Source organism: uncultured Bacillus sp. (assembly GCF_958411575.1).
Taxonomy (GTDB): Bacteria; Bacillota; Bacilli; order Bacillales; family Bacillaceae; genus Bacillus; species Bacillus spizizenii.
Genome location: NZ_CATYRA010000002.1, coordinates 173,715 through 194,060, shown reverse-complemented (window position 1 = coordinate 194,060; position 20,346 = coordinate 173,715). Strand labels below are relative to the sequence as shown.

Below are 20,346 nucleotides of genomic sequence, written 5' to 3'. Positions count from 1 at the left end.
TCTACTGATCTTCTCTTATTTTGTCTTCTGATCTGCTTGTTACGAATACTCTTTTTCAAGGACACTTTTGATCGCACTTACATAAGCGTAAAATTCACTGTTCTTTGTGTATTTCCGATTTTTATAATAAAAATCATCGAAAAATGCTTCTCTTTGCTCGCGGCTGATTTCCAGCTGGATACTCAGCCCCGTTTCCCCTTGGTTGTTAATGTTTTCGGCGCTCAACCCAGCAAGACCGCTTTTAGACGACGCTAACTCAGCGGAAAATCCTCTTCTCTCAAGGGCTCTCACGATCATTTTCGCCCGCTTTCGGTCTGTGCCTCCAACAAGTGTATTCTTGTCCTCCCCTTTATATCCGTGAAAAGCCACAACATATTGGTGCTCCTTGATTTTCTTTTCGGCCAATGGCTCATCAAAGTTGGTGCTTGTAATGTGAAGTGTTTGGTTATCGTGTGACTTCAACCCTTCAAACAGGTATGTAGAGAATTCATTATTGAAATACCGCACAAGCTCGCTTACTCCGCCTTCAATTCTTCCGCCGTGTGGAGACATAATTAACACTTTGCTTCCTTTTTTCTCACTATAGGAAATATCATAATCGGCTTGGCTCTCATTTTCTGCCAAGCTGCTGAAATTTGAATATGTATCTGGCTGATTAGATGGTTCAGGTTCTAATGAGTAATGAACATATCTCAGGAATAAGACAATGGCTAAGACTAATATGACATTTAGTATAAATCTTCTCATGTTTAACTCCTTTCATAAGAATGGCAAGGTTCATTATATGAGGTTTAGCCAATAGGTTTTATCTTACCATTGTATACGCTATATCATCAGTGAAAAAGTTCCCGGTTTCAAAAAATCAATTGATTGTCACGGTTAATAGCGGTTCATTTGAAATATGAGTGAAAAAAGATTGAGAGGAAAGATAAAAAAGGTAGGAATAACCTCACTTGGCAATTACATGTATAGAGGTTTAAGGAGGGTTTTATTAGCGGCTGCCCGGTTGCTGAGACGGACAGCCTGTTATCGGCCTGCCAAATAGAGGTTTTGTTTATTTGTTCTCACAAAGTCACAGGAGAGGATCGAATCCAACAAAAACGTTCTGATCTGTTGTTTCGAAAAACAAAATGCTTTGATTTGTGTTTGGTTTTTCTGTCTTACAATAATCGTTCTTTTACTAATCGTTCCGTCTTTCTTCATATATATAATGCTGATTGGTATTTGGCTTTCCAAAGACCGATGTAAGAAGAAATTCATACAGCTGCTCTCCCCCTGCCAGTTTGATATGACAACATTATAATACGAACATATGTTCCTTTTCAATCCCCAATGATTGCCACGACTCCTGAATCTGATTCGAAAGATTCATAAAAACCAACTCTTGTCCGCCTCTTCTAAAGGACAAACAAACTTACCAAACCTATCATCTGCTCATAGAGTATACAGAGAACCTTATAATAGGAGGAAAATACATGTTTGGGTACTCTATGGTACAAATGGTGAGAGCAAATGCTCATAAGCTAGATTGGCCGTTACGGGAAAGCGTCTTGCAGCTTTACAAGCCCTTCAAATGGACTCCTTGCTTCTTGCATCAGTTCTTCGAAACCAAATTGAAAAACAGAAAAAAAATGTCAGTCATTATTGAATTTGAAGAAGGCTGTCACGAGACCGGTTTTCAAATGGCTGGAGAGGTGCTGCAAAAAGAAAAACGCAGCAAGCTAAAAAGCCGCTTCAATAAAATCAATTGCTGCACCGCGGAGGTTACCCCTTCAGCGTTACATTCCCTTCTTTCTGAATGTAGCGATATTCGCAAAGTGTATTTAAACCGCGAAGTCAAAGCGCTTCTAGACACGGCAACCGAAGCAAGCCACGCGAAGGAAGTCGTCAGAAACGGGCAAACCCTGACAGGAAAAGGTGTTACTGTCGCTGTTGTCGATACAGGAATCTACCCGCATCCTGATTTAGAAGGCAGAATTATCGGATTTGCGGACATGGTCAATCAAAAAACAAAACCGTATGATGATAATGGCCATGGCACACACTGTGCGGGTGATGTCGCAAGCAGCGGCGCATCCTCTTCCGGCCAATACCGCGGACCTGCACCGGAAGCCAATCTAATCGGTGTAAAGGTTTTGAACAAGCAAGGTTCGGGAACGTTAGCAGATATTATTGAAGGTGTAGAATGGTGTATTCAATACAATGAGGACAATCCGAATGAACCGATTGATATTATCAGTATGTCGCTCGGTGGCGATGCGCTTCGATATGATAATGAACAGGAAGACCCGTTAGTCAGAGCGGTTGACGAAGCGTGGAACGCAGGGATTGTCGTCTGTGTCGCTGCCGGAAACTCAGGGCCTGATCCACAAACCATTGCAAGCCCGGGCGTGAGCGAAAAGGTGATTACAGTAGGTGCCCTTGACGATAACAATACCGCAAACAGCGATGATGATACGGTCGCTTCCTTCTCAAGCCGCGGGCCGACAGTATACGGGAAAGAAAAGCCCGATATTTTAGCGCCGGGTGTTAATATTATTTCCCTCCGCTCTCCGAACTCTTATATCGATAAGCTTCAAAAGTCAAGCCGTGTAGGGTCTCAGTACTTTACAATGTCTGGAACATCGATGGCAACACCGATCTGTGCAGGAATTGCAGCTTTAATCCTTCAGCAAAATCCGGACCTCACACCTGATGAAGTGAAAGAGCTGTTGAAAAACGGCACGGACAAATGGAAAGATGAAGATCCGAATGTTTACGGAGCGGGCGCCGTCAACGCGGAAAATTCCGTTCCCGGCCAATAGACAGCGTCATAAAGCCGGCAATTCTCTCTCAGAGACTTGCTGGCTTTATGTTTTGAATTTTCATAATAATGGGATAAAATAATAGAGAAAGAGGTGAAAAAAGTGCCATATTATATCTGCAAAACATGCGGAGTACAACATGCGCAGACTGTAAATCCGCCGAACTCATGTCTGATTTGCGATGACGAAAGGCAGTATATTCATCCTGATGGACAATGTTGGACAACCCTTGAAGACATGCGTGAGAAAGGAAACCTTCAAAACATCCTCATAAAGGAAGAAGAGCATCTTTACAGCGTCAAAACTGAACCAGAGTTTGCAATCGGACAAACAGCACATTTGATCCAGCATAAGGGCTTCAACGTGCTATGGGATTGCATTTCATACCTTGACCAAAAGACAATTGACCAAATGAAAGAATTAGGCGGTATTCAAGCCATTGCTTTGTCTCATCCACATTATTACTCTACTCAGGTTGAATGGGCTGAAGCATTTCAGGCTCCGATTTATATCCACGAGGATGACAAAGAATGGGTCACAAGGCCCAGCAATTACATTCATTTCTGGACAGGGGAAACTCTCAACATGAAGCCGGGACTGGACCTTTACCGCCTGGGCGGACACTTTAAGGGCGGTGCTGTTCTCCATTGGAGCAGCGGCAATGCAGGGAAAGGCTGCCTATTGACCGGAGATATCATTACGGTTGCGGCGGATCGGAACTGGGTCAGCTTTATGTACAGCTATCCAAACCTCATTCCCCTCCCCGCCTCCAAAGTTGAAGAAATAGCAGCCAAAGTGAAACCGCTTCAATTTAACCGGATTTATAATGCTTTTTCTAAAGTTGTCAAAGAGAATGCCGGCGAAGCAGTCCAGCGTTCTGCCGTACGTTATATCAAGGCTCTGAACAGCGAATTGTTTCATACATAGAGGGTGAGGCGGCTCTTTTCCGTGTAAAAGATGCAGCAATTGGGAATAGTATCGTGTAGATCAAAAGGAGGAATATTGATGGCACACACGAATACACAGCTTTCTCAATGGCTGGAATCAAAAATCGGCCAAACGCTTGATATTAGAAAAGGTGAATTGACCCATGATGAAGAGATTTCAGACTTGGATCAGATTGTTCTCCACCTTCAAAAAGTGGGTATACGCAGCACGAATCATCCTGATGACTATGTTGCAAAAGAAGAACTCGTTTTAGAAGGCGAAGGAACAACATTCACTGAGGACGGCAACGTACCGCTTCCGCAAAATGCCTATGAAATTCCTTTATTAGGCGATATGCATATTCACCAAGAAAACGAAGGATTGAAGGTTATAACAGATCGTGCAGTATATACATTTGATGTCCAGCACAGCTGACAGTCACTTTTATCAAAATAATATAGCTTAGCGCCTTTGAGCTTTCATTCAAAGGCGCTGCTTACATGCTGCCGCTTTTTCACTTTTCGTTCTTCACCCTATTGAATGCCGCCTAAAATAGATATATAGTTTTAGAGACAGGATTAAATTTCAAATAATTCTGTTTTTTGCAAACTGCAAACTTGTATAACAAAATGAAATTACCACTTACCCTATCTTAGGCGAGGAGAATGCACATGGAAAAATTGATGTTTCATCCGCATGGTAAAGAATTTCATCTAAATCCTTTTTCAGTATTGGGCCGATTTAGAGAGGAAGATCCCGTTCACCAATTTGAATTAAAACGCTTCGGAGGCACATATCCGGCTTGGTTAATCACCCGATATGATGATTGTATGGCCTTTTTAAAAGACAATCGAATTACAAGAGACGTTAAAAACGTGATGAGCCAAGAACAAATCAAAATGCTCAACGTCAGCGAGGATATCGATTTCGTATCCGATCATATGCTGGCAAAAGACACACCTGACCATACTCGCTTAAGATCACTTGTTCATCAAGCATTTACCCCCCGCACCATTGAAAATCTGCGCGGCAGCATAGAACAAATTACTGAACAGCTTTTAGATGAAATGGAAAAAGAAAATAAAGCGGATATCATGAAATCCTTCGCATCCCCTTTGCCTTTTATTGTTATATCTGAATTGATGGGAATTCCTAAAGAGGATCGGGCACAGTTTCAAATCTGGACCAATGCGATGGTTGATACCTCTGAAAGTAACAGAGAGCTGACAAATCAAGCCCTTCGTGAATTCAAAGACTATATCGCCAAGCTGATCCAAGACAGAAGAATACAGCCAAAAGACGATTTAATCAGTAAACTTGTGCATGCTGAAGAAAATGGCAGTAAGTTAAGCGAAAAAGAGCTTTATTCGATGCTGTTTTTGCTGGTTGTAGCGGGCCTTGAAACGACCGTTAACTTACTCGGATCAGGCACCCTCGCATTGCTTCAGCACAAGGAGGAGTTCGAAAAACTAAAGCAGTATCCTGAGATGATCGCTACAGCAGTTGAAGAATTGCTGCGATATACCTCGCCTGTCGTTATGATGGCAAATCGGTGGGCCATCGAGGACTTTACATACAAGGGGCATTCAATCAAAAGAGGAGACATGATCTTTATAGGCATTGGATCTGCCAATCGCGATCCAAACTTTTTTGAGAACCCGGAAACATTAAATCTAAATCGATCGCCTAACAGACATATTTCTTTCGGCTTTGGCATTCATTTCTGCTTAGGAGCGCCGCTTGCCAGGCTGGAAGGCCACATTGCATTCAACGCGCTTCTAAAGAGATTTCCGGATATTGAACTCGCGGCAGCGCCTGATGACATTCACTGGAGAAAAAATGTCTTTTTAAGAGGATTAGAAAATCTCCCTGTTTCACTATCAAAATAACATATTCAAAACGCCCCCTTCAAAAGGGGGCGTTTGTGTTTCTCAGCGCTTCACCAATTCATCTTCTTTTTCTTCTTTTGCTTCATGTTTTTTCCGGAAAGCTTTAAGGAAATTCGCGTTTACTACCCCCTTATTTGAATAGAGTTTTTCGCAAAATTCTAACATGGCTTTGGACGCTTTAGGTTCCGTTAATATCATGAAGTGATTGCTTGAATCGACATCTATCAGGTTGAAATGGGGGATTTGCCGCTCCCATTCCTCCCAGTAGGTAGCTTGATCGAACGATGCTTTTTCATTTGAGAAAGTGAAATAAATGTCTAAATCACCAAAGAAAGACCTGCTTTTGTTGCGGAAGTAATAACATTTTACCGCCTCAGGGTCAGACAGAGGCTGTACAGTGTACGATTCAACATCATAGGCACGCTGTGTTTTCATCATTTGCTTCGTCTGCGCACGTATTTGCTTCTCCGGTTTGTTTAATCCACGTTTTCTTGCCAAATCAATCAGCTCAGACAGGAATTCTTCATCCACTGTGCTGGTGTCTACCTCTTCACGGCTGATGAGAACGTCAGTAAGCTTATCTTGCTTCGCAATCGAGGCCAGCATCGTATTGATTGTTTGCAGCATTGACGTTTTCATAGAAGCCTCATTCTCTTTCGTTTCAGAACTGTATGGAGAGTCAATCATCACCATGCTTTTGACAGAAAGTCCTTGGCTTTGCAGCTGGCGTGTGACCTCATACGCAATCATTCCGCCTAAGGAATATCCGCCTACATCATAAGGGCCTTCTGGCTGTATGGCTCGAATGATCTCTATATAATAGGAAGCCATTTGTTCAATTCCATGTAAAGGATCATGATCAGCCATAAATCCCCTGGCTTGAATACCATAAAAAGGGCGCTGGCTTTTTTGTGCAAATCGCTGATAGATTTCAACGCCTCCTACCCCGCCATGAAACCAAAAGACAGGACGCCCCTGTTTTCCGTCATTTAACGGTATCAATTCCGGAAACGTGCGAGTATGATCATTTTGTAAAGATGCATCCTCCTGTTTCTTTGCTATTAAGTCCGTCATGTCCTGCACAGTTTGGCATGCTTGCAGCTCCGCGAAGGTGATGAGAGGGTCAACCTTTGATTGCAATTGCTGTAATAACTGTATGCAAGAAATCGAATCAAATCCGTAATGTTGCAACTGCTTATGAGGATGCAATTCTTCTGGAACCATCCCTAATACATCAGCTAATATGTAATGATCGCTGCTGTTGATATGCTCATCATGTGGAACAGAAGGCCTATTCTCTATTGCTTGAAAGCCATTCCAGCAACTTCTCTTTTCAAATGGATAGGTTGGCAACGGTATTCTGCGAGCACCTTTTCCTTGATAAAGCTGCTCCCACGGAATTTGCACCCCTTTTGTCCAGCAAAATGCAATCTTTTCAAGGTTGTTTTCAGACAACAAAGTCTCTATCACCATTTCTCTTAATGGACCATCCAGCAAGGCTTCGATATCTGACGAGCCCTCTTCTACATTTCCGCTAAAGACAGGTACAGAACTTCTCGGCTTTTCGCCTTTTTCCGCGGCTGTTAAGCAGTGTCGCAAGCCGGTTACCAGTTCTTCTTTATTGCGGACTACCAGCGCCAGCCGCTCTCCCATCTCCTCTCGTCCGGTTTGAAGTGTAAAAGCATAATATTGTAATGACAGTTCTTGTTGTTTGTTCACATAATCAAGCTGCTGTTGAATAACTGCTTTTAACCTGTCTTGATTCTTTGCAGAAAGAAGCACAATGTGAGCTTCATTCTCATTCATATGAATCGGTGCTTTCGGTGAAGGAATATATTCTTCTAAAATGACGTGCGCATTTACGCCTCCAAAGCTATAGCTGTTGATACTCGCTCTGCGCGGGATTTTTCTGCCTGAGCCGTCCTTTACATCTTCCCAATGCTGGTTCTCCGCAGTCATTTGGAAACGGGTTCCCTTTATTGACACCTGATCATTCAATGAAGAAAATCCGGATATGCCTGGTATTGTTTGATGCTTCATTGCCATGCTGACCTTCATGAGAGCAGCCATGCCGGAGACCAGTTCACCGTGTCCGATGCTTGGCTTTAAGCTGCTGATATAACATGGCGCTTCCTCCTGTACTTCCTGTGGAAGTTCCAATTCAAGCTGGCTTAAGCCTGAAGTTAATGCACCCATTTCTATCGCGTCTGCTAATGGAGAGGCAATCCCATGCGCTTCTATATAGGTCACCGTTTTGGGATCGATTCGCGCTCCTTGATAAGCCTTCAGCATTGCATCCTTCATACCAACCGGATTTGGCGCGTGAAGTGACATTCCCCTGCCGCCATGTGATACACCTGTCCCTTTAATGACCGAATAAATATGATCTGAATCCTCAATGGCTTTTTGCAAAGGTTTAATGATAAGAACCCCTGCTCCTTCACTTCTGACAAAGCCATTCGCATCTGCTTGAAAGGATTTGGCCTGTCCTTCCGCACTCAAATATCCCATTGAGTCGAAGCCAATGAAGCCTTTTGGTGAAAGCAGCAAATTGACAGCCCCGACAATGGCTTGCTCACATTCGCCGTTTCGGATAGATTGTATGGCTCTGTGCAAAGCCACAAGAGCTGAGGAGCAGGCAGCTTCGTAATATTCACTTGGCCCTTTTACATCCAGTGCATAGGAGATACGGTTAGGAATTAAGGAAGGAATCACAGCTGTATCTGTATTGCCGGCCGCGACAAACACTCCTGTCGGACAGCTGGATAAGGCCTGTCCTGTTAAGCCTGCGTCTTCCATCGCCTTCCATGCATGTGCCAAGAGCAGAAACTCCTGCGGATCCATATGTGCCGCTTCTTTAGGTGATATGCCAAAAAACAGCGGATCAAACTCACCTATTCCTTCTATAAATCCGCCCCATTGAAGGCTAGATTGTTCCTCTATATCAGTTGAAGCAAATTCACGCCAGTCCCAGCGTTCTATTGGCACTTCAGAGATACAGTTCTTTCCGTGAATGATGTTATCCCAAAATTCCGTGACGCTGTTTGCTTTTGGAAACTGTCCTGACATGCCGATAATGGCTATATCGTCGGCTGCATGTTCAATTGTTTTATCCGTCTTCACCTCATGTACCGGGATCCGTTTCATTTTGTTTTCGATTTGAGCCGAGCGTTCCTGCTGTTGATTAGCTTCACCAAATATTTGCACAAATGACGCTTCATGTTTATCCGCAAAAAAGTCGATAAGCTCTTGAACAGTCGGATATTCAAAAAACAACGTCGGATTTAATTCGATTTTTGTTTCTGATTCCATCTCCCTTGTCAGCGCAACCAATTGAGAGGAATCGATCCCCAAATCCATAATATGTGCTTTTGAAAGAGACAGTTTTGACGGGTCGGCCATGTTTACAGCCAGTTTATCTGTTACATAGCTTCTGATACGGTCTTTTAGATTGCTGACTTTAATGGGCTGATTTTCATTTCCTCTTTGATTTGAAATATGCAGTTGCTTTAACGAGTAGCCCGAATAGCGCAACACTGTTTCTGACGATTCATTGATCACATCTACATCGAAAAGCAGCATGTCACCTGTATTCTTAACCAATGTGATCAGAAGCCAGCAATCCTCTTGTATCGTTTGTTTCGTAAATTGAATATCATTGATTCCAAATGGCAGGAAGCTGCCCTCATTGTCAAATTGCTCTAAGAAACTAAGGATAGCCAAGTAGGCGCTGTTTGTCATCAATGGGCTTACAGTGTATAGATGCCTGTTTGCCAGACCGCTTTGAGGAAGGCGAATTTTTGCCAGTATCGACCTATTGTCTCTGTAAAGATGAGTAATCGTCTTAAATAGCTCTCCCCACTCAGGCCCGTTTTCGGCTTTATACATCTGATCGATGTGATGAAGCTCGGTTAATGACTGCTTTAAGCTCTCGATATTGACTTTTTTAGTTTCAAATAAACTTTTTTGGCATTGCCCGATGGCGGCTGGCTTCCATATATCAGTGGCCAGCTCACGGTTCATGATTTGTAATTCTATAACTTGGTCTTTTTGAAGCGGCTTTGCCTGCAGTTCAATGATCTCGCCTTGTTTGATGACAACTGGATTGATATAGCTTAACTTGCTGATACGGCCGCTGGTTTCCTCAGGAAACATGTTAAAAAATGCATCAATGGCCAGACTGCTGTATGTTGCACCGACAAGCACCCGTTCATTGTTGAAAACGTGGCCTCGCACGTAAGGCTCATCATATGTGAATTGATCTTGTATGACTGGATGATTGATATTGCTTTCGACAGCGGATGGTTTCCCCTGACCCGATGGAACATCGAAATGAAATGCTGTACGATGATCAAATGCATAGTGTGGCAGGTGAACCCATCCGGATCGGTTCTCTTGAGCTGCTTCTTTAAAATCAATAGATGCCCCTTGTGCCCATTGCTTTGCTGTGCTTGTTTCTCTATCCTTTGGGGCTGATCCCGCACATGGCTGTAAATCGAATGATGTATAAATACCTTGCTGGAGTGAGCTTTCTTTTGATGTTCGGAACATCTTTAGTTTTTCGATCAGTTCCTGAGTCGATGTTACTGTAAATGCAGCCCTACGCTCTAAATTGTGGTTGATTCTGTGTAAAGCCTGTACAATTGGTTCAATATCCAGAGCAGCTTCCTTCTCTAAAAACAATTGCATGTTTTCAAGATAGCTGAGCAGGCTCCATTTTGTTTTTGCTGAAAAAACGGCTGTAAATTCCTGTTGGCGGGAAGCGATCTGTCTCTCAGGAGCCGTCTCTATATATTCTTCTATAATGAGATTGGCATAGGCTCCCCCCGCTCCAAAGGAATTGATCATGCTTCTGCGAGGCAATTGCTTTCCGGTTTCAGAATCATTCAAGCGATGCCATGGCTCCGTTTGTTCCTGAAGATAAAAAGCCGTGTTTTCCAGTTTGATATTTGGATTGACAGGTGTTGCGTTGATTGTCGGCACCAGCGTACCCTTCTTCATCTGCAGCAGCACTTTTGTCAGCTGAGAAATGCCGGAAGCCGCCTCCAAATGTCCCAAGTTGGATTTGACAGAGCCTATCGCACAAAACCGCTTCTTATTTGTGTATTGTTGAAACGCGTTTGTCAATGCAATTACTTCAATGGGATCGCCGAGTGCTGAACCGTTTGCCGCTGATTCAATATAGCCGATAGTCTCCGGATCAATACCCGACTGCTCAATCGACTTAGCAATTAATTTTGCTTGCTGCTTCGGATCTGGAGCTGTATACATCTGTCTTCCGCCACTATGATTGGCAGTACTGCTTTTGATCACAGCATAAATATGATCCTGATCCTCAATTGCCTTCGATAGCGGTTTTAACAGAACCGCTCCGACGCCTTCTCCGGGAACAAGGCCGGTTCCTGCGCCAAAACTTTTGCTTTGATTCCCATTTTCCAATAGATTCGCGCGTTCAAGAGAATCATACTTAGAGAGATCAAGTGTTAAATTGACCCCTCCGGCAATTGCCATAGAGCAGCTATTCAATTTCAAGCTTTCACAGGCAAGGTGAATGGCGTTTAATGAACTGGAGCATGCAGAGCTGACAGCGATACTCGGGCCGGTAAGATTGAAAAAATGGGAAACGCGGTTCGCGATATGCCAGTCTCCTCCATTTGAACTGAGGACTGCCTGCTCTATTGATGGTATATTCCAAAAATACTGGTTATACATATTCCCGATAAAGACACCCACTCCGGTGTCGCCATCCCGCAGTTCATCCAGCCTGATGCGGGTATAGCCGCCGTCCTCAAATGTTTCCCAGACGGTTTCTAAACATAAGCGGAGTTCCGGTGTCATTTCCATCACTCGGCTTTGCTCCACCTCAAAAAGCTGATGGTCAAATGCTTCAATATCTTGTAAAAATCCGCCATAACGCTTCTGATCTGCCGGCTGTATTGACTCTTTTGATAATGTTTTCAATAAAGATGTGCGCCATCTGGATTCCGGAGCCTCTGTAATACAATTGTCTCCAGCAATCAAATGCGCCCACAACTCTTCTAAGCTATCAGACATCGGGTAGCGTCCGCTGACTCCGATAATTGCGATATCTTCTGTACCAGATCCTTTCGTCTGGGCATCTTGGAAATTGCTTGTCGTTTCCTTTTTCAACTCGTCATTTAATGCTTGCTGAGTTTCTCTGACCTGCTGCTCTACAGCAAAACGGCGTGTGGTATAAGAAAACGGCTTACTAGCAGCTGCACGCTTCGTTTGAACAGGAGCTTCGTTTTTTATAAGCTGTGGTGTATCTTTTAATAGTACTGTCCGGAGCTTGCTTTCGTGCTCCTTTACTAAATAATCAACGAGTTCTTTTGTGTTGTTATGTTCAAATAAAATGGTTTTTGGAAGATCCCCCGTCACTTTTTCTAATTCACGAATGAAATTCACCTGCAAAATCGAATCAATTCCATACTTCTCGAATGTCGTATCTTCATGAATACGCTCTGGCGATAGTTTGATCGATTTTGCCAGCGTATGCTTCACAAATTGAGTCGTTTGTTCAATGAGAGACTCGCTTTCCTGTGAATGTGCTTTTACAGCATTCATTTGTATAGAATCTGCATCTTCTTCTGTCTCAGTTCTCTTCTTTTGACGGACGACTCCGTCACTTTCAGCAACAATGATCTGCTGGCCAAGCTGATGTGATTGTTCAGCAATAAAAGAAACATAGCGATATCCCTCACTCTCAAGCGCCATTTTCCAAGTGTCCGGATACAGGCCCGGGCAGCCCGGTATACGGAGATCAGGGTCCTCATATAGCCACCAGCCCTCCAAAAGGCCGAACGTCAAATGCGAGTATATATTATGATCACTTATTTCATTTAAGAGGAGCAGCCCATTCTTTTTCAAAACTGCTTTTGCATTTCGCAATGTCTGCCGGATATTTTTCGTGGCATGCAGCACATTCGCTGCAATGACCACGTCATAGCTCCCCGCATCAATATGCTGTTCAGAAGCCGGCTTCTCCACATTAAATCGTTTATATGTCAAATACGGATTGTCCGGACCGTACTTATTTTCTGCATGCATCAAAAATGCTTTCGACAGATCTGTATAGCAATATTCTTTTATATGTGTCTGCCAGGCTTTCAATTTTTGAAATACAGCCGCGCTAGTACCGCCGGTTCCGGCTCCGATTTCTAATATTCGAATCTTCGCCTCAGGCTCTTGCTTCAAGCGTTCTTGCAGATAGGCTATTAACGTGTCCGCTAATACATCATTAAAATAGTCTGCGACTTGGTTGTTTTTATAGACCCCTTCTACTAAATCCATAGATGAATCCGGAAACAGGATATCGGTGGCAGACGCCTTGCCGGTCAGGATATCCGGCAAGGCTTTAAGTGCTGTTTCCACCAATGTCACCATGGCTTTCATATTATTGTCTTGAAGCAGGTCTGACTTTTGTTCATTCCATTCCTTCCACAGCTCACCTATAGTGCCTATTGAGCGCGTTGGAATATGTCCGTTCTCCGTTCGCTTGAGAAATTGATGCCGTTCTAAAATCGATTGGCTTTCTTCAAACCATCTGCCATAGAAATTCTCCAATACTGGCTGGGATTTACGTTCTGTGAAAAACCCTATGGACTGCAATTGTGCGAAAAGCATTTTACAGAGAATGTCTTCTGTATTCAGCATTGGCGCTTCCCCTCCTATAACAGTTGTTGAATCTTTGTGCTGTCACCCGAGTGATAGCTTCGCAGCTTTTGAATGGCGGAACTGTGAGTTTCCGGGTAAACTTCAATTGTTTCTTCTATCTGTTCCGCTTCATCATCACTCGTTTCGTTTGCCATTTTCATCATCACTAGCTGCTTCAGCGGTCCCCCGAGCAGCAATTCCAATGCCTCCATCGCTTCAGGGGCTTCAATAGAGCCAATGCCTGCCTGAGCCATTCTCTTCTGATATTCCGGTGAGGAAACAACACCGATGCTTCCCCAATAACTCCAATTCATCACGGCCACTGTACAAGACCATACTCGAGAAAGCCGATGTGCAAAAGCATCCTTAAAACTGCAGCCGGCAGCGTAATTGCTTTGTCCGGAAGCTCTCGCAAAAGATTGTACAGAAGAGAAAAACAAAACAAAGTCAAGTGGTTCATGCCGGAAAACTTGAGCCATTCGCACACTTACATCAACTTTTGCAGAAAGAACGTTTCTGAAACATTTTTCATCCATATTCATCAAGCTTCGGTCTTGCAAGACAATGGCAGAATGAATGATGCCGTTGATTTCTCGATGCTTTTGTTTCATTGTTTCATAAGCGCGTTCTAATTCCTCGCGGTTAGCCGCATCAGCTTGAATGTAAAACGGGGCTGGCCCTAGACGTGCAAGTCTGTCCAGCTTACTTTGAATAGCAGCATCCATCTTTCTTCTGCCAATCCAAACGACCTGCGCCTGGTATGTTCTGATTATATATTCACTCCAAGCTTCGCCAATACCGCCTGCGCCGCCTATGACGACATAAACGCCTCCGTGCTTATACTTCGTGTGCACTGGTTGATTGTTGTGCACTGGAATCAAGCGCAGTTTATACCAGAGCTGATTTCGATAGGCCCAAGTATTCCCTTCTTGATCAGCAGGCAGGGAAAAGATCTCAGACACCGGCAAGTCCTCATGATTCTTGACATCGATTAGCTTTGTCTGCCAATTTGGATATTCTTTTGCCATCGAACCGATCAGGCCGTGCACAGCGGCATCAGACGGGTCGACAACATCATCCTGATCAACACATTGCGTGTTCGCCGTCACGACCGTCCAGCTTATGGCTTTTTCACCATAGCCTAAAGAGAGCATTGCCTTAATGAGCCTGAACATTTGAATCACGCCTTGATCTTGGGCTTCAATCATGTCATCGCCGACTTCCCCTTCTGTCACACGAGAAGGAGACAGCCGCACAATATGGTCAAACGGTCCGAGTGCTTCAAGCTGGTTTGCAATCTCATAATTCGATGCGTTCGGTTCAATGTGCAGCTCTTTGGCAAACGGGAACTGTCTTTGAACAGCTTTTCTGCTGTTGTCATCCCCTCCGAGGATGACAATACGCTCATCTGCAGGAGGAATGATGTTCTTCTCCTGTTTCACTTGATCCCATACCGGCGCCATAAGAAGCGATTCATCAAGAGATGCCTTGATATCTGGTGATGTCGGCTCATCTTGCGGCTGTATGTCTTCTTCCAGCACCCTTGAGGAAATACCCTTGATTCGTACACACACTCGACCTTGATCATCACACAGATCAATATCCAGTCTCTGTATTCTGTCCTCATGTGGACGAGATGTGATAGACACCCACATTTTGTCTGTACACGGACTACATATTTCAAGCTCTTGCAGCGCAAAAGGCAGGGAAAGCTGCTCGTCACCTGAATTCAGCTTCAGCCCGATCGACGCTTGTAACGCAGAGTCTGCCATACTTGGATGGAGAACGAATTCGTCCAGCGTGTGGGATACACCAGGAGGCAGTGAAAGTTCTGCCAAGGCCTGATTGCGGCCGATATAAAGCCGATCTATTCCTTGAAAACCAGGTCCGTAGTCAATGCCGATCGCCTTAAATAATTCATAACATTGGTCGTGTGAGAGTGTGCTTAGGCAGCATTGATCTTGAAGCACACTGATATCCTGAACTGGAATGTCTCCCGCCTCGTTGATTGCAGCACTGCCCTGACAGTGTATTTTCCGCCCATTGTGCGCATCCTCTGTAAAGATGTTAAAAGCAATTTCACCGTCCTGCTGGGGATCCAGACTGATATCGACTTGAACAGGCTGGCCATCCGCCACTATTGGCTGCACCCACACAACATTTTTGATGTGAACAACAGTTTGTGTCTCTTTGATTCCTCTCACTGATCTCGTAACGGCAGCATGAACCATCTCAAGATATGCTACACCCGGCATGACCCGGCTTCCCTTCACCTTATGATCGGTGAAAAAGAACTCAGCACCTGTAAAGATCGAGCTGAAACGCTGCTCTGATAAATCGGATGTGTTGGACTGTACTAATGGGTGCAAAGCTGCTGTTTCGACACTAGTTGCTGCATGATGTGTGACTGCTCCCTCTTTCATATCCGTTATCCAGTAGCGTTCTTTTGCAAATGGATAGGTTGGGAGACTAATGCGTTTCGGCTGTTTGCCGCCATACAGTTTACTCCAATCTATTTCCATGCCTTTTATCCATAATTCAAGAAGTCTTTCATATATTTGTGGTTCCCAGCTGTTATTGAGTATTTTCTGTATTTCATCATCTGATCTCAATGTCTTTACGAGCCCTTTGTCTGCTCTGCCTGACATGTACATCGCACTTGCATGTCCAGCGATAAAGAGGTTCAGTTTTTCCAGCAAGTCCTCTGCCGAGACAGCGATGATCCCCAGTCTCTCCTCCATTGCGTCACGCCCTTCTTGGAGTGTATAAGCAATATCAGTGAGATCACGAGATAGGATAGATTGGCTGCTGATAAAGTCTGCTAATTGCCGGGCCTGGTCTTTCAGACGATCTTCACCCTTTGCCGACAAGATAAAGATGCCCGGGTGTTGTGCTGTCATAGCTTGCGCTTGTGCGGGATGAGTTGTTTCTTTTGGAATATATTCCTCGATCACCACATGGGCATTGACGCCGCCTATGCCAAATGAACTGATGCCGGCGCGGCGAGGCAGCTCTCGGCCGGCTTCATCCCGCAGCGCCTGCCACTCTCTGGATTCCTGCACAATATAAAACGGGCTGTCCTCCAGTCTGATATACGAATTTATCGTTTCACTGTACAAACTCTTTACAAGCGTCTTATGTTTCAGCTGCAATAACACTTTAATGACACCCGCCACACCGGCCGCCAGCGATAAGTGACCGATGTTTGTCTTTGCAGATCCAAGTCCGCAATGACTGCCATGAACAGCCGGGTCTCCCGTTTTTTCATACAGCTCTTTAAATGCCGCTTTCAAGCCGTTGATTTCTACTGGATCACCAAGTTCTGTTCCAGTTCCGTGCGCTTCAATATAGGTCACGGTTCTTGGATCGATTCCCGCTTTTTCATATGCAGTTTTCACGACATCCGCCTGAGCCTTTGGATTAGGAGTCGTCAGAGAATTTGCGCGGCCTCCGTGGTTGACCGCACTTCCTTTGATGACACCGTAAATATGATCACCGTCTCGTTCAGCAGCTGTCAGCTTTTTCAGGAAGAGAATGCCGGCACCTTCACTGACTGCGAACCCATCGGCTCTATCAGAAAATGTTTTGCATCTTCCTTCTTTGCTCAGCGCCCCGGCCTTATCATAGGCGATATGGCCTTGCGGTGTTACAACTGTGTTGACACCTCCTGCAATCGCCATTTCACAGTTTCCGTTTTCAATTGCGCAAACCGCATGATGAACGGCGACCAAAGAGCTTGAGCATGCAGTGTCGATCGGTTCGCTCGGTCCATGAATGTTCAGAAAATAACTGACTCTATTCGGACCTGCAGAAGGACTCATGTTTGCAGCTGCTGAGCCTTCGATATCGACATTTGACAGAAGCGAGCTGTATCCCGTGTTTCCTGTTCCGATGAAGATGCCCGTTTTCGACCCTGACAGGCTTCTCGCTGAGTATCCCGCTTCTTCTATCGCCTTCCACGCATAGGTCATTAACAGGCGCTGCTGAGGCTCCATCTGTTCTGCCTCAAGCGGAGATATGCCGAAGAACAATGGATCAAAGTCAGCTACCTCATCAATAAAACCGCCCCATTTGACGTTTGTTTTATTCGCTTCTTTTAGAGGGTCTCCGTAATACTCCTGCCAATCCCAGCGGTCTTTTGGAACCTCTGTAATACAATCTACGCCCGCTTTCAGGTTCTTCCAGTATTCCTCGATGTCCTTTGCCTTCGGAAAAACGCCGCTCATCCCCACAATCGCAATTGGCTCAGGCCCGTGATCAGCTTCCTTTTGCACTGGCGTTACCGATGGTTTTGGAAAGCGGTTTTCAGCTGAAAATGTCATGTTTTTTATATTTTTTTCTACAGGTTGTAAAGGCTGCTCAGCTTTGACAGGCGTTTGAACTGTAAAGGCATTTGGATACTCTTCTGACAGATACGCTGCAAATGCATAAACAGTTGCGTACTCGAAGAAGACCGTAGGCGTGAGATCCAGCTTGTACTGCTCATTCAGTGTATTTGCAAATTCAGTCAACGTTATCGAATCAAATCCATATTGATTAAATTCCATATCCGGGTCAATCTCTTCAGGTTTGATTTTGAGCAATTGAGAGATTGCTAGCTTTAAAGCTTCTTGAATGTGGTCAAACAAACTGTCTTGGTCCATTCTTGCTTCAGACTTCACCGGTACCTGCACTGTTTTCATTGGAACATCATCAGAAGACGGTTTTTGAGCCAGCTTTTCCCTTATCATGTCTCTGATCCCTTCCATGACGATGACGTGATCTTTGCCAAATGCCAAACCTTTATACAGCGCCTGAATGCCGGTTTCGGTCTGCATTGGAGTCACACCTGTGTTTTTCAACGTCATGTTTTCAATTTCTTTATTCGCGCGCATGCCGCCTTCTTTCCAGAGCGGCCAATTGATCGACAACGTTTGCCCGTGCCTGTACATGGCAGTCACAAGCGCATTTCGATAAGCTGCATAACTGTCCATAAAGGCGTTAGCCATCGCATAATCCGCTTGCCCTGCGCTGCCGGCAACACTTGATATTGAAGAAAAGAGGATAAAGAAATCTAACGCGATATGCTCGGTTGCCTCATCCACATTCACAAGTCCTTTTACCTTAGGAGAGAGAACTTGTATCAGCTCTTCATTGGTTTTGTTCATGAGATAGTTATCTTTAATCAGCCCTGCGCTGTGAATGACGCCATTCAAGTCTCCGTAATCAGACGTGATGCTTGTGACAAGCCCGGAGGCTTCCTCTGCTTGTGTTACATCAATCCGTCTGTATTCTGCGCGAGCCCCTAAGCGCTGAAGTTCTTTAAGCTGCGCCTGCTGATCCGCATTCAACGCAGATCTGCCTGTCAGAATGAGCACAGGCTGTTCGGCTTGACGAGCAACCTCTTTTGCAAAAATAAACCCGAGCCCTCCTGCACCGCCCGTGATGAGGTATACACCCTTATCTCTCCACGGCAGGCCTATGTCCTGATTAGCCATTTGCATTTCACGTAATTCATTGATGTACCGTTTGCCAGTTTCATATTTGACGTGCTGATCTCCTGCGTGTCTTTTATTCTCTTTCAGTTTTTCTATCATATTTTCAATGTTTTCGTTTGAATCGATCTCAATCGTCTGGCCGATCAATTTTTTGTTTTCCAGGCTGGCGGTTTTAAGGAGCGCCGATAGCCCTGAAAATGAGTACTTCTTTCTTCGGGCAGAAGTTAGCAGCTGGATCAGGATATTGCCCTGCGGCTTGCTTTTGAGAAGGCTCTGTACTGCCTCAAGTGCTTGTTCAGCATAATCTTGGAATCTCTCTGCCAGTCCTTCGCCGAAAGACTCCAAAACAATGCATTCCGCTCCTACCATTCTTGATTCAATGCTGTCTTTTGAGAGACCATTCATGTCACAAAGCATGACAATGTGCCGTTCGTAATGAGGCTCAGGATTTTCTTTCTCACAAGCCTTAGGCACCCATTGTTCTTCAAACATCAAGGTTTCCAGCGTTTGAACGGGTTCTGCCGATCCAGAGCCGCCTTCAGCTGCCCTGAAAGACAATCCTTTCATCCGTACGCAAACATTGCCGTTCTCATCTAACATATCAATATCCCGCTTTTGTACTTTATCAGTCGCCTTGCTGCCTTGACTGTATCTTGCATATACCCACATTTCTGAAGAGCATGCTCCGAAGACTTCAAGCTCTTGGACCGCAAAAGGCAGTGTCAGCTGGTTATCCCCCGCTCCTGTTAAAATGCTTGATGCTTGCAAAGCAGAGTCCATCAGCCCAGGGTGCATATTGTATTGGCTGAGCGTATCTAAAGCAGACGGATGCAATGACAATCTTGCTAAAACAAAATGTTCGGCTGTATAGATTTTTTTCATCCCGCAATAAGCAGGACCATATTCAAAACCGATCATTTGATAGGTGTCATATACTTCATTAACGCTGAAATGGCTTTCCTGACACTGCTCCCGCAAGGATTGCAAGTCAACCACCGGCAGGTTTTCAGCAGGACTTAATACTGCGCTGCCTTGACTGTAGACGATTGACTGTTCGCCTGCAGCGTCTGGATTACCGTAGATTTCATAAGAGATTTCACCATTTTCGCCCGGTAAAAGCCTGATGTGTACTTGCTGCGGCCGATCCTCTACAACAATAGGCCGCATCCAAACCGCATTCTTTAGCTTCATGGTGCACGGAACATCTTGTACCCCTGCTGCCTGTTCGACGGCCGCCCGCGCCAATTCAAGATGCGCCACTCCCGGCAAGATCCGTTGGCCTTTGACAACATGTTCGGCAAGGAAAAACTCTTCTCCCGTATAGATGGAGCTAAATCTTTGTTCCGAGAGGTTCGATGTGTTTTGATGCATTAATGGATGGAGTATGGCTCCTCCAAGGCGGGAGGCTGCTTTGTTTGCTTCAGGGCGGCCGCTTTTTTGAATATGATCAGAGATCCAATAACGTTCTTTTGCGAAAGGATACGTCGGCAAGCTGATGCGCTTTGGTAGATTCTCGCCATACAGTTTCGTCCAGTCTACATCAAGCCCCTTTACCCATAACTCAAGCAGTTTTGC

General features: G+C 44.8%; 8 protein-coding genes (1 of these 8 cut by a window edge). 4 read left to right on the top strand and 4 right to left on the bottom strand.

Features of this window, described 5'->3' with window-relative positions; all coding sequences use genetic code 11:
* Positions 1 to 39: 39 nt before the first annotated feature.
* Positions 40 to 747 carry a poly-gamma-glutamate hydrolase family protein gene (locus tag Q5C82_RS04480; RefSeq protein WP_003221077.1) on the bottom strand — a complete coding sequence of 236 codons (708 nt, stop codon included), beginning with the start codon at positions 745 to 747 and terminating at the stop codon, positions 40 to 42.
* Positions 748 to 1,026: 279 nt separating this feature from the next.
* Complete coding sequence (locus Q5C82_RS04475; RefSeq protein ID WP_003221075.1) at positions 1,027 to 1,260, bottom strand: hypothetical protein; 234 nt, start codon at positions 1,258 to 1,260, stop codon at positions 1,027 to 1,029.
* Between the two features lie 215 nt (positions 1,261 to 1,475).
* Here Q5C82_RS04475 and aprX point away from each other — a divergent pair, with 215 nt between their 5' ends.
* From aprX to Q5C82_RS04455, 4 genes are all read left to right on the top strand, one after another.
* On the top strand, positions 1,476 to 2,804 hold the full coding sequence (gene aprX, locus Q5C82_RS04470) for a serine protease AprX (protein WP_003221073.1): 1,329 nt from the start codon (positions 1,476 to 1,478) through the stop codon (positions 2,802 to 2,804).
* Between the two features lie 102 nt (positions 2,805 to 2,906).
* The gene (locus tag Q5C82_RS04465; RefSeq protein ID WP_003221071.1) at positions 2,907 to 3,731 is read left to right on the top strand and encodes an MBL fold metallo-hydrolase; all 825 of its coding nucleotides are present in this window, start codon (positions 2,907 to 2,909) and stop codon (positions 3,729 to 3,731) included.
* A gap of 78 nt (positions 3,732 to 3,809) precedes the next feature.
* Positions 3,810 to 4,166 carry a hypothetical protein gene (locus tag Q5C82_RS04460; protein WP_003221069.1) on the top strand — a complete coding sequence of 119 codons (357 nt, stop codon included), beginning with the start codon at positions 3,810 to 3,812 and terminating at the stop codon, positions 4,164 to 4,166.
* Positions 4,167 to 4,402: 236 nt separating this feature from the next.
* Positions 4,403 to 5,620 (top strand): cytochrome P450, encoded by a 1,218-nt coding sequence (locus tag Q5C82_RS04455; protein WP_003221067.1) that lies wholly within the window; start codon positions 4,403 to 4,405, stop codon positions 5,618 to 5,620.
* A gap of 42 nt (positions 5,621 to 5,662) precedes the next feature.
* Here Q5C82_RS04455 and Q5C82_RS04450 read toward each other — a convergent pair whose 3' ends face one another.
* Together Q5C82_RS04450 and Q5C82_RS04445 are read right to left on the bottom strand one after the other, a co-directional pair.
* Positions 5,663 to 13,294, bottom strand: a complete 7,632-nt coding sequence (locus Q5C82_RS04450; protein ID WP_003221065.1) for a beta-ketoacyl synthase N-terminal-like domain-containing protein — start codon at positions 13,292 to 13,294, stop codon at positions 5,663 to 5,665.
* A gap of 14 nt (positions 13,295 to 13,308) precedes the next feature.
* On the bottom strand, positions 13,309 to 20,346 hold the 3' portion of the coding sequence (locus Q5C82_RS04445) for a non-ribosomal peptide synthetase (protein WP_003221063.1). Its footprint extends 9,507 nt past the window's final position; only the last 7,038 of its 16,545 coding nucleotides appear in the window; the start codon falls outside the window, past its right edge — the gene reads right to left on this strand; its stop codon occupies positions 13,309 to 13,311.

What these genes read in the sequence shown, in the direction of transcription:
- Q5C82_RS04480 (WP_003221077.1), bottom strand. Translation starts at nt 747, where the DNA reads ATGAGAAGATTTATACTAAATGTCATATTAGTCTTAGCCATTGTCTTA.
- Q5C82_RS04475 (WP_003221075.1), bottom strand. Translation starts at nt 1,260, where the DNA reads ATGAATTTCTTCTTACATCGGTCTTTGGAAAGCCAAATACCAATCAGC.
- aprX (WP_003221073.1), top strand. Translation starts at nt 1,476, where the DNA reads ATGTTTGGGTACTCTATGGTACAAATGGTGAGAGCAAATGCTCATAAG.
- Q5C82_RS04460 (WP_003221069.1), top strand. Translation starts at nt 3,810, where the DNA reads ATGGCACACACGAATACACAGCTTTCTCAATGGCTGGAATCAAAAATC.
- Q5C82_RS04455 (WP_003221067.1), top strand. Translation starts at nt 4,403, where the DNA reads ATGGAAAAATTGATGTTTCATCCGCATGGTAAAGAATTTCATCTAAAT.
- Q5C82_RS04450 (WP_003221065.1), bottom strand. Translation starts at nt 13,294, where the DNA reads ATGCTGAATACAGAAGACATTCTCTGTAAAATGCTTTTCGCACAATTG.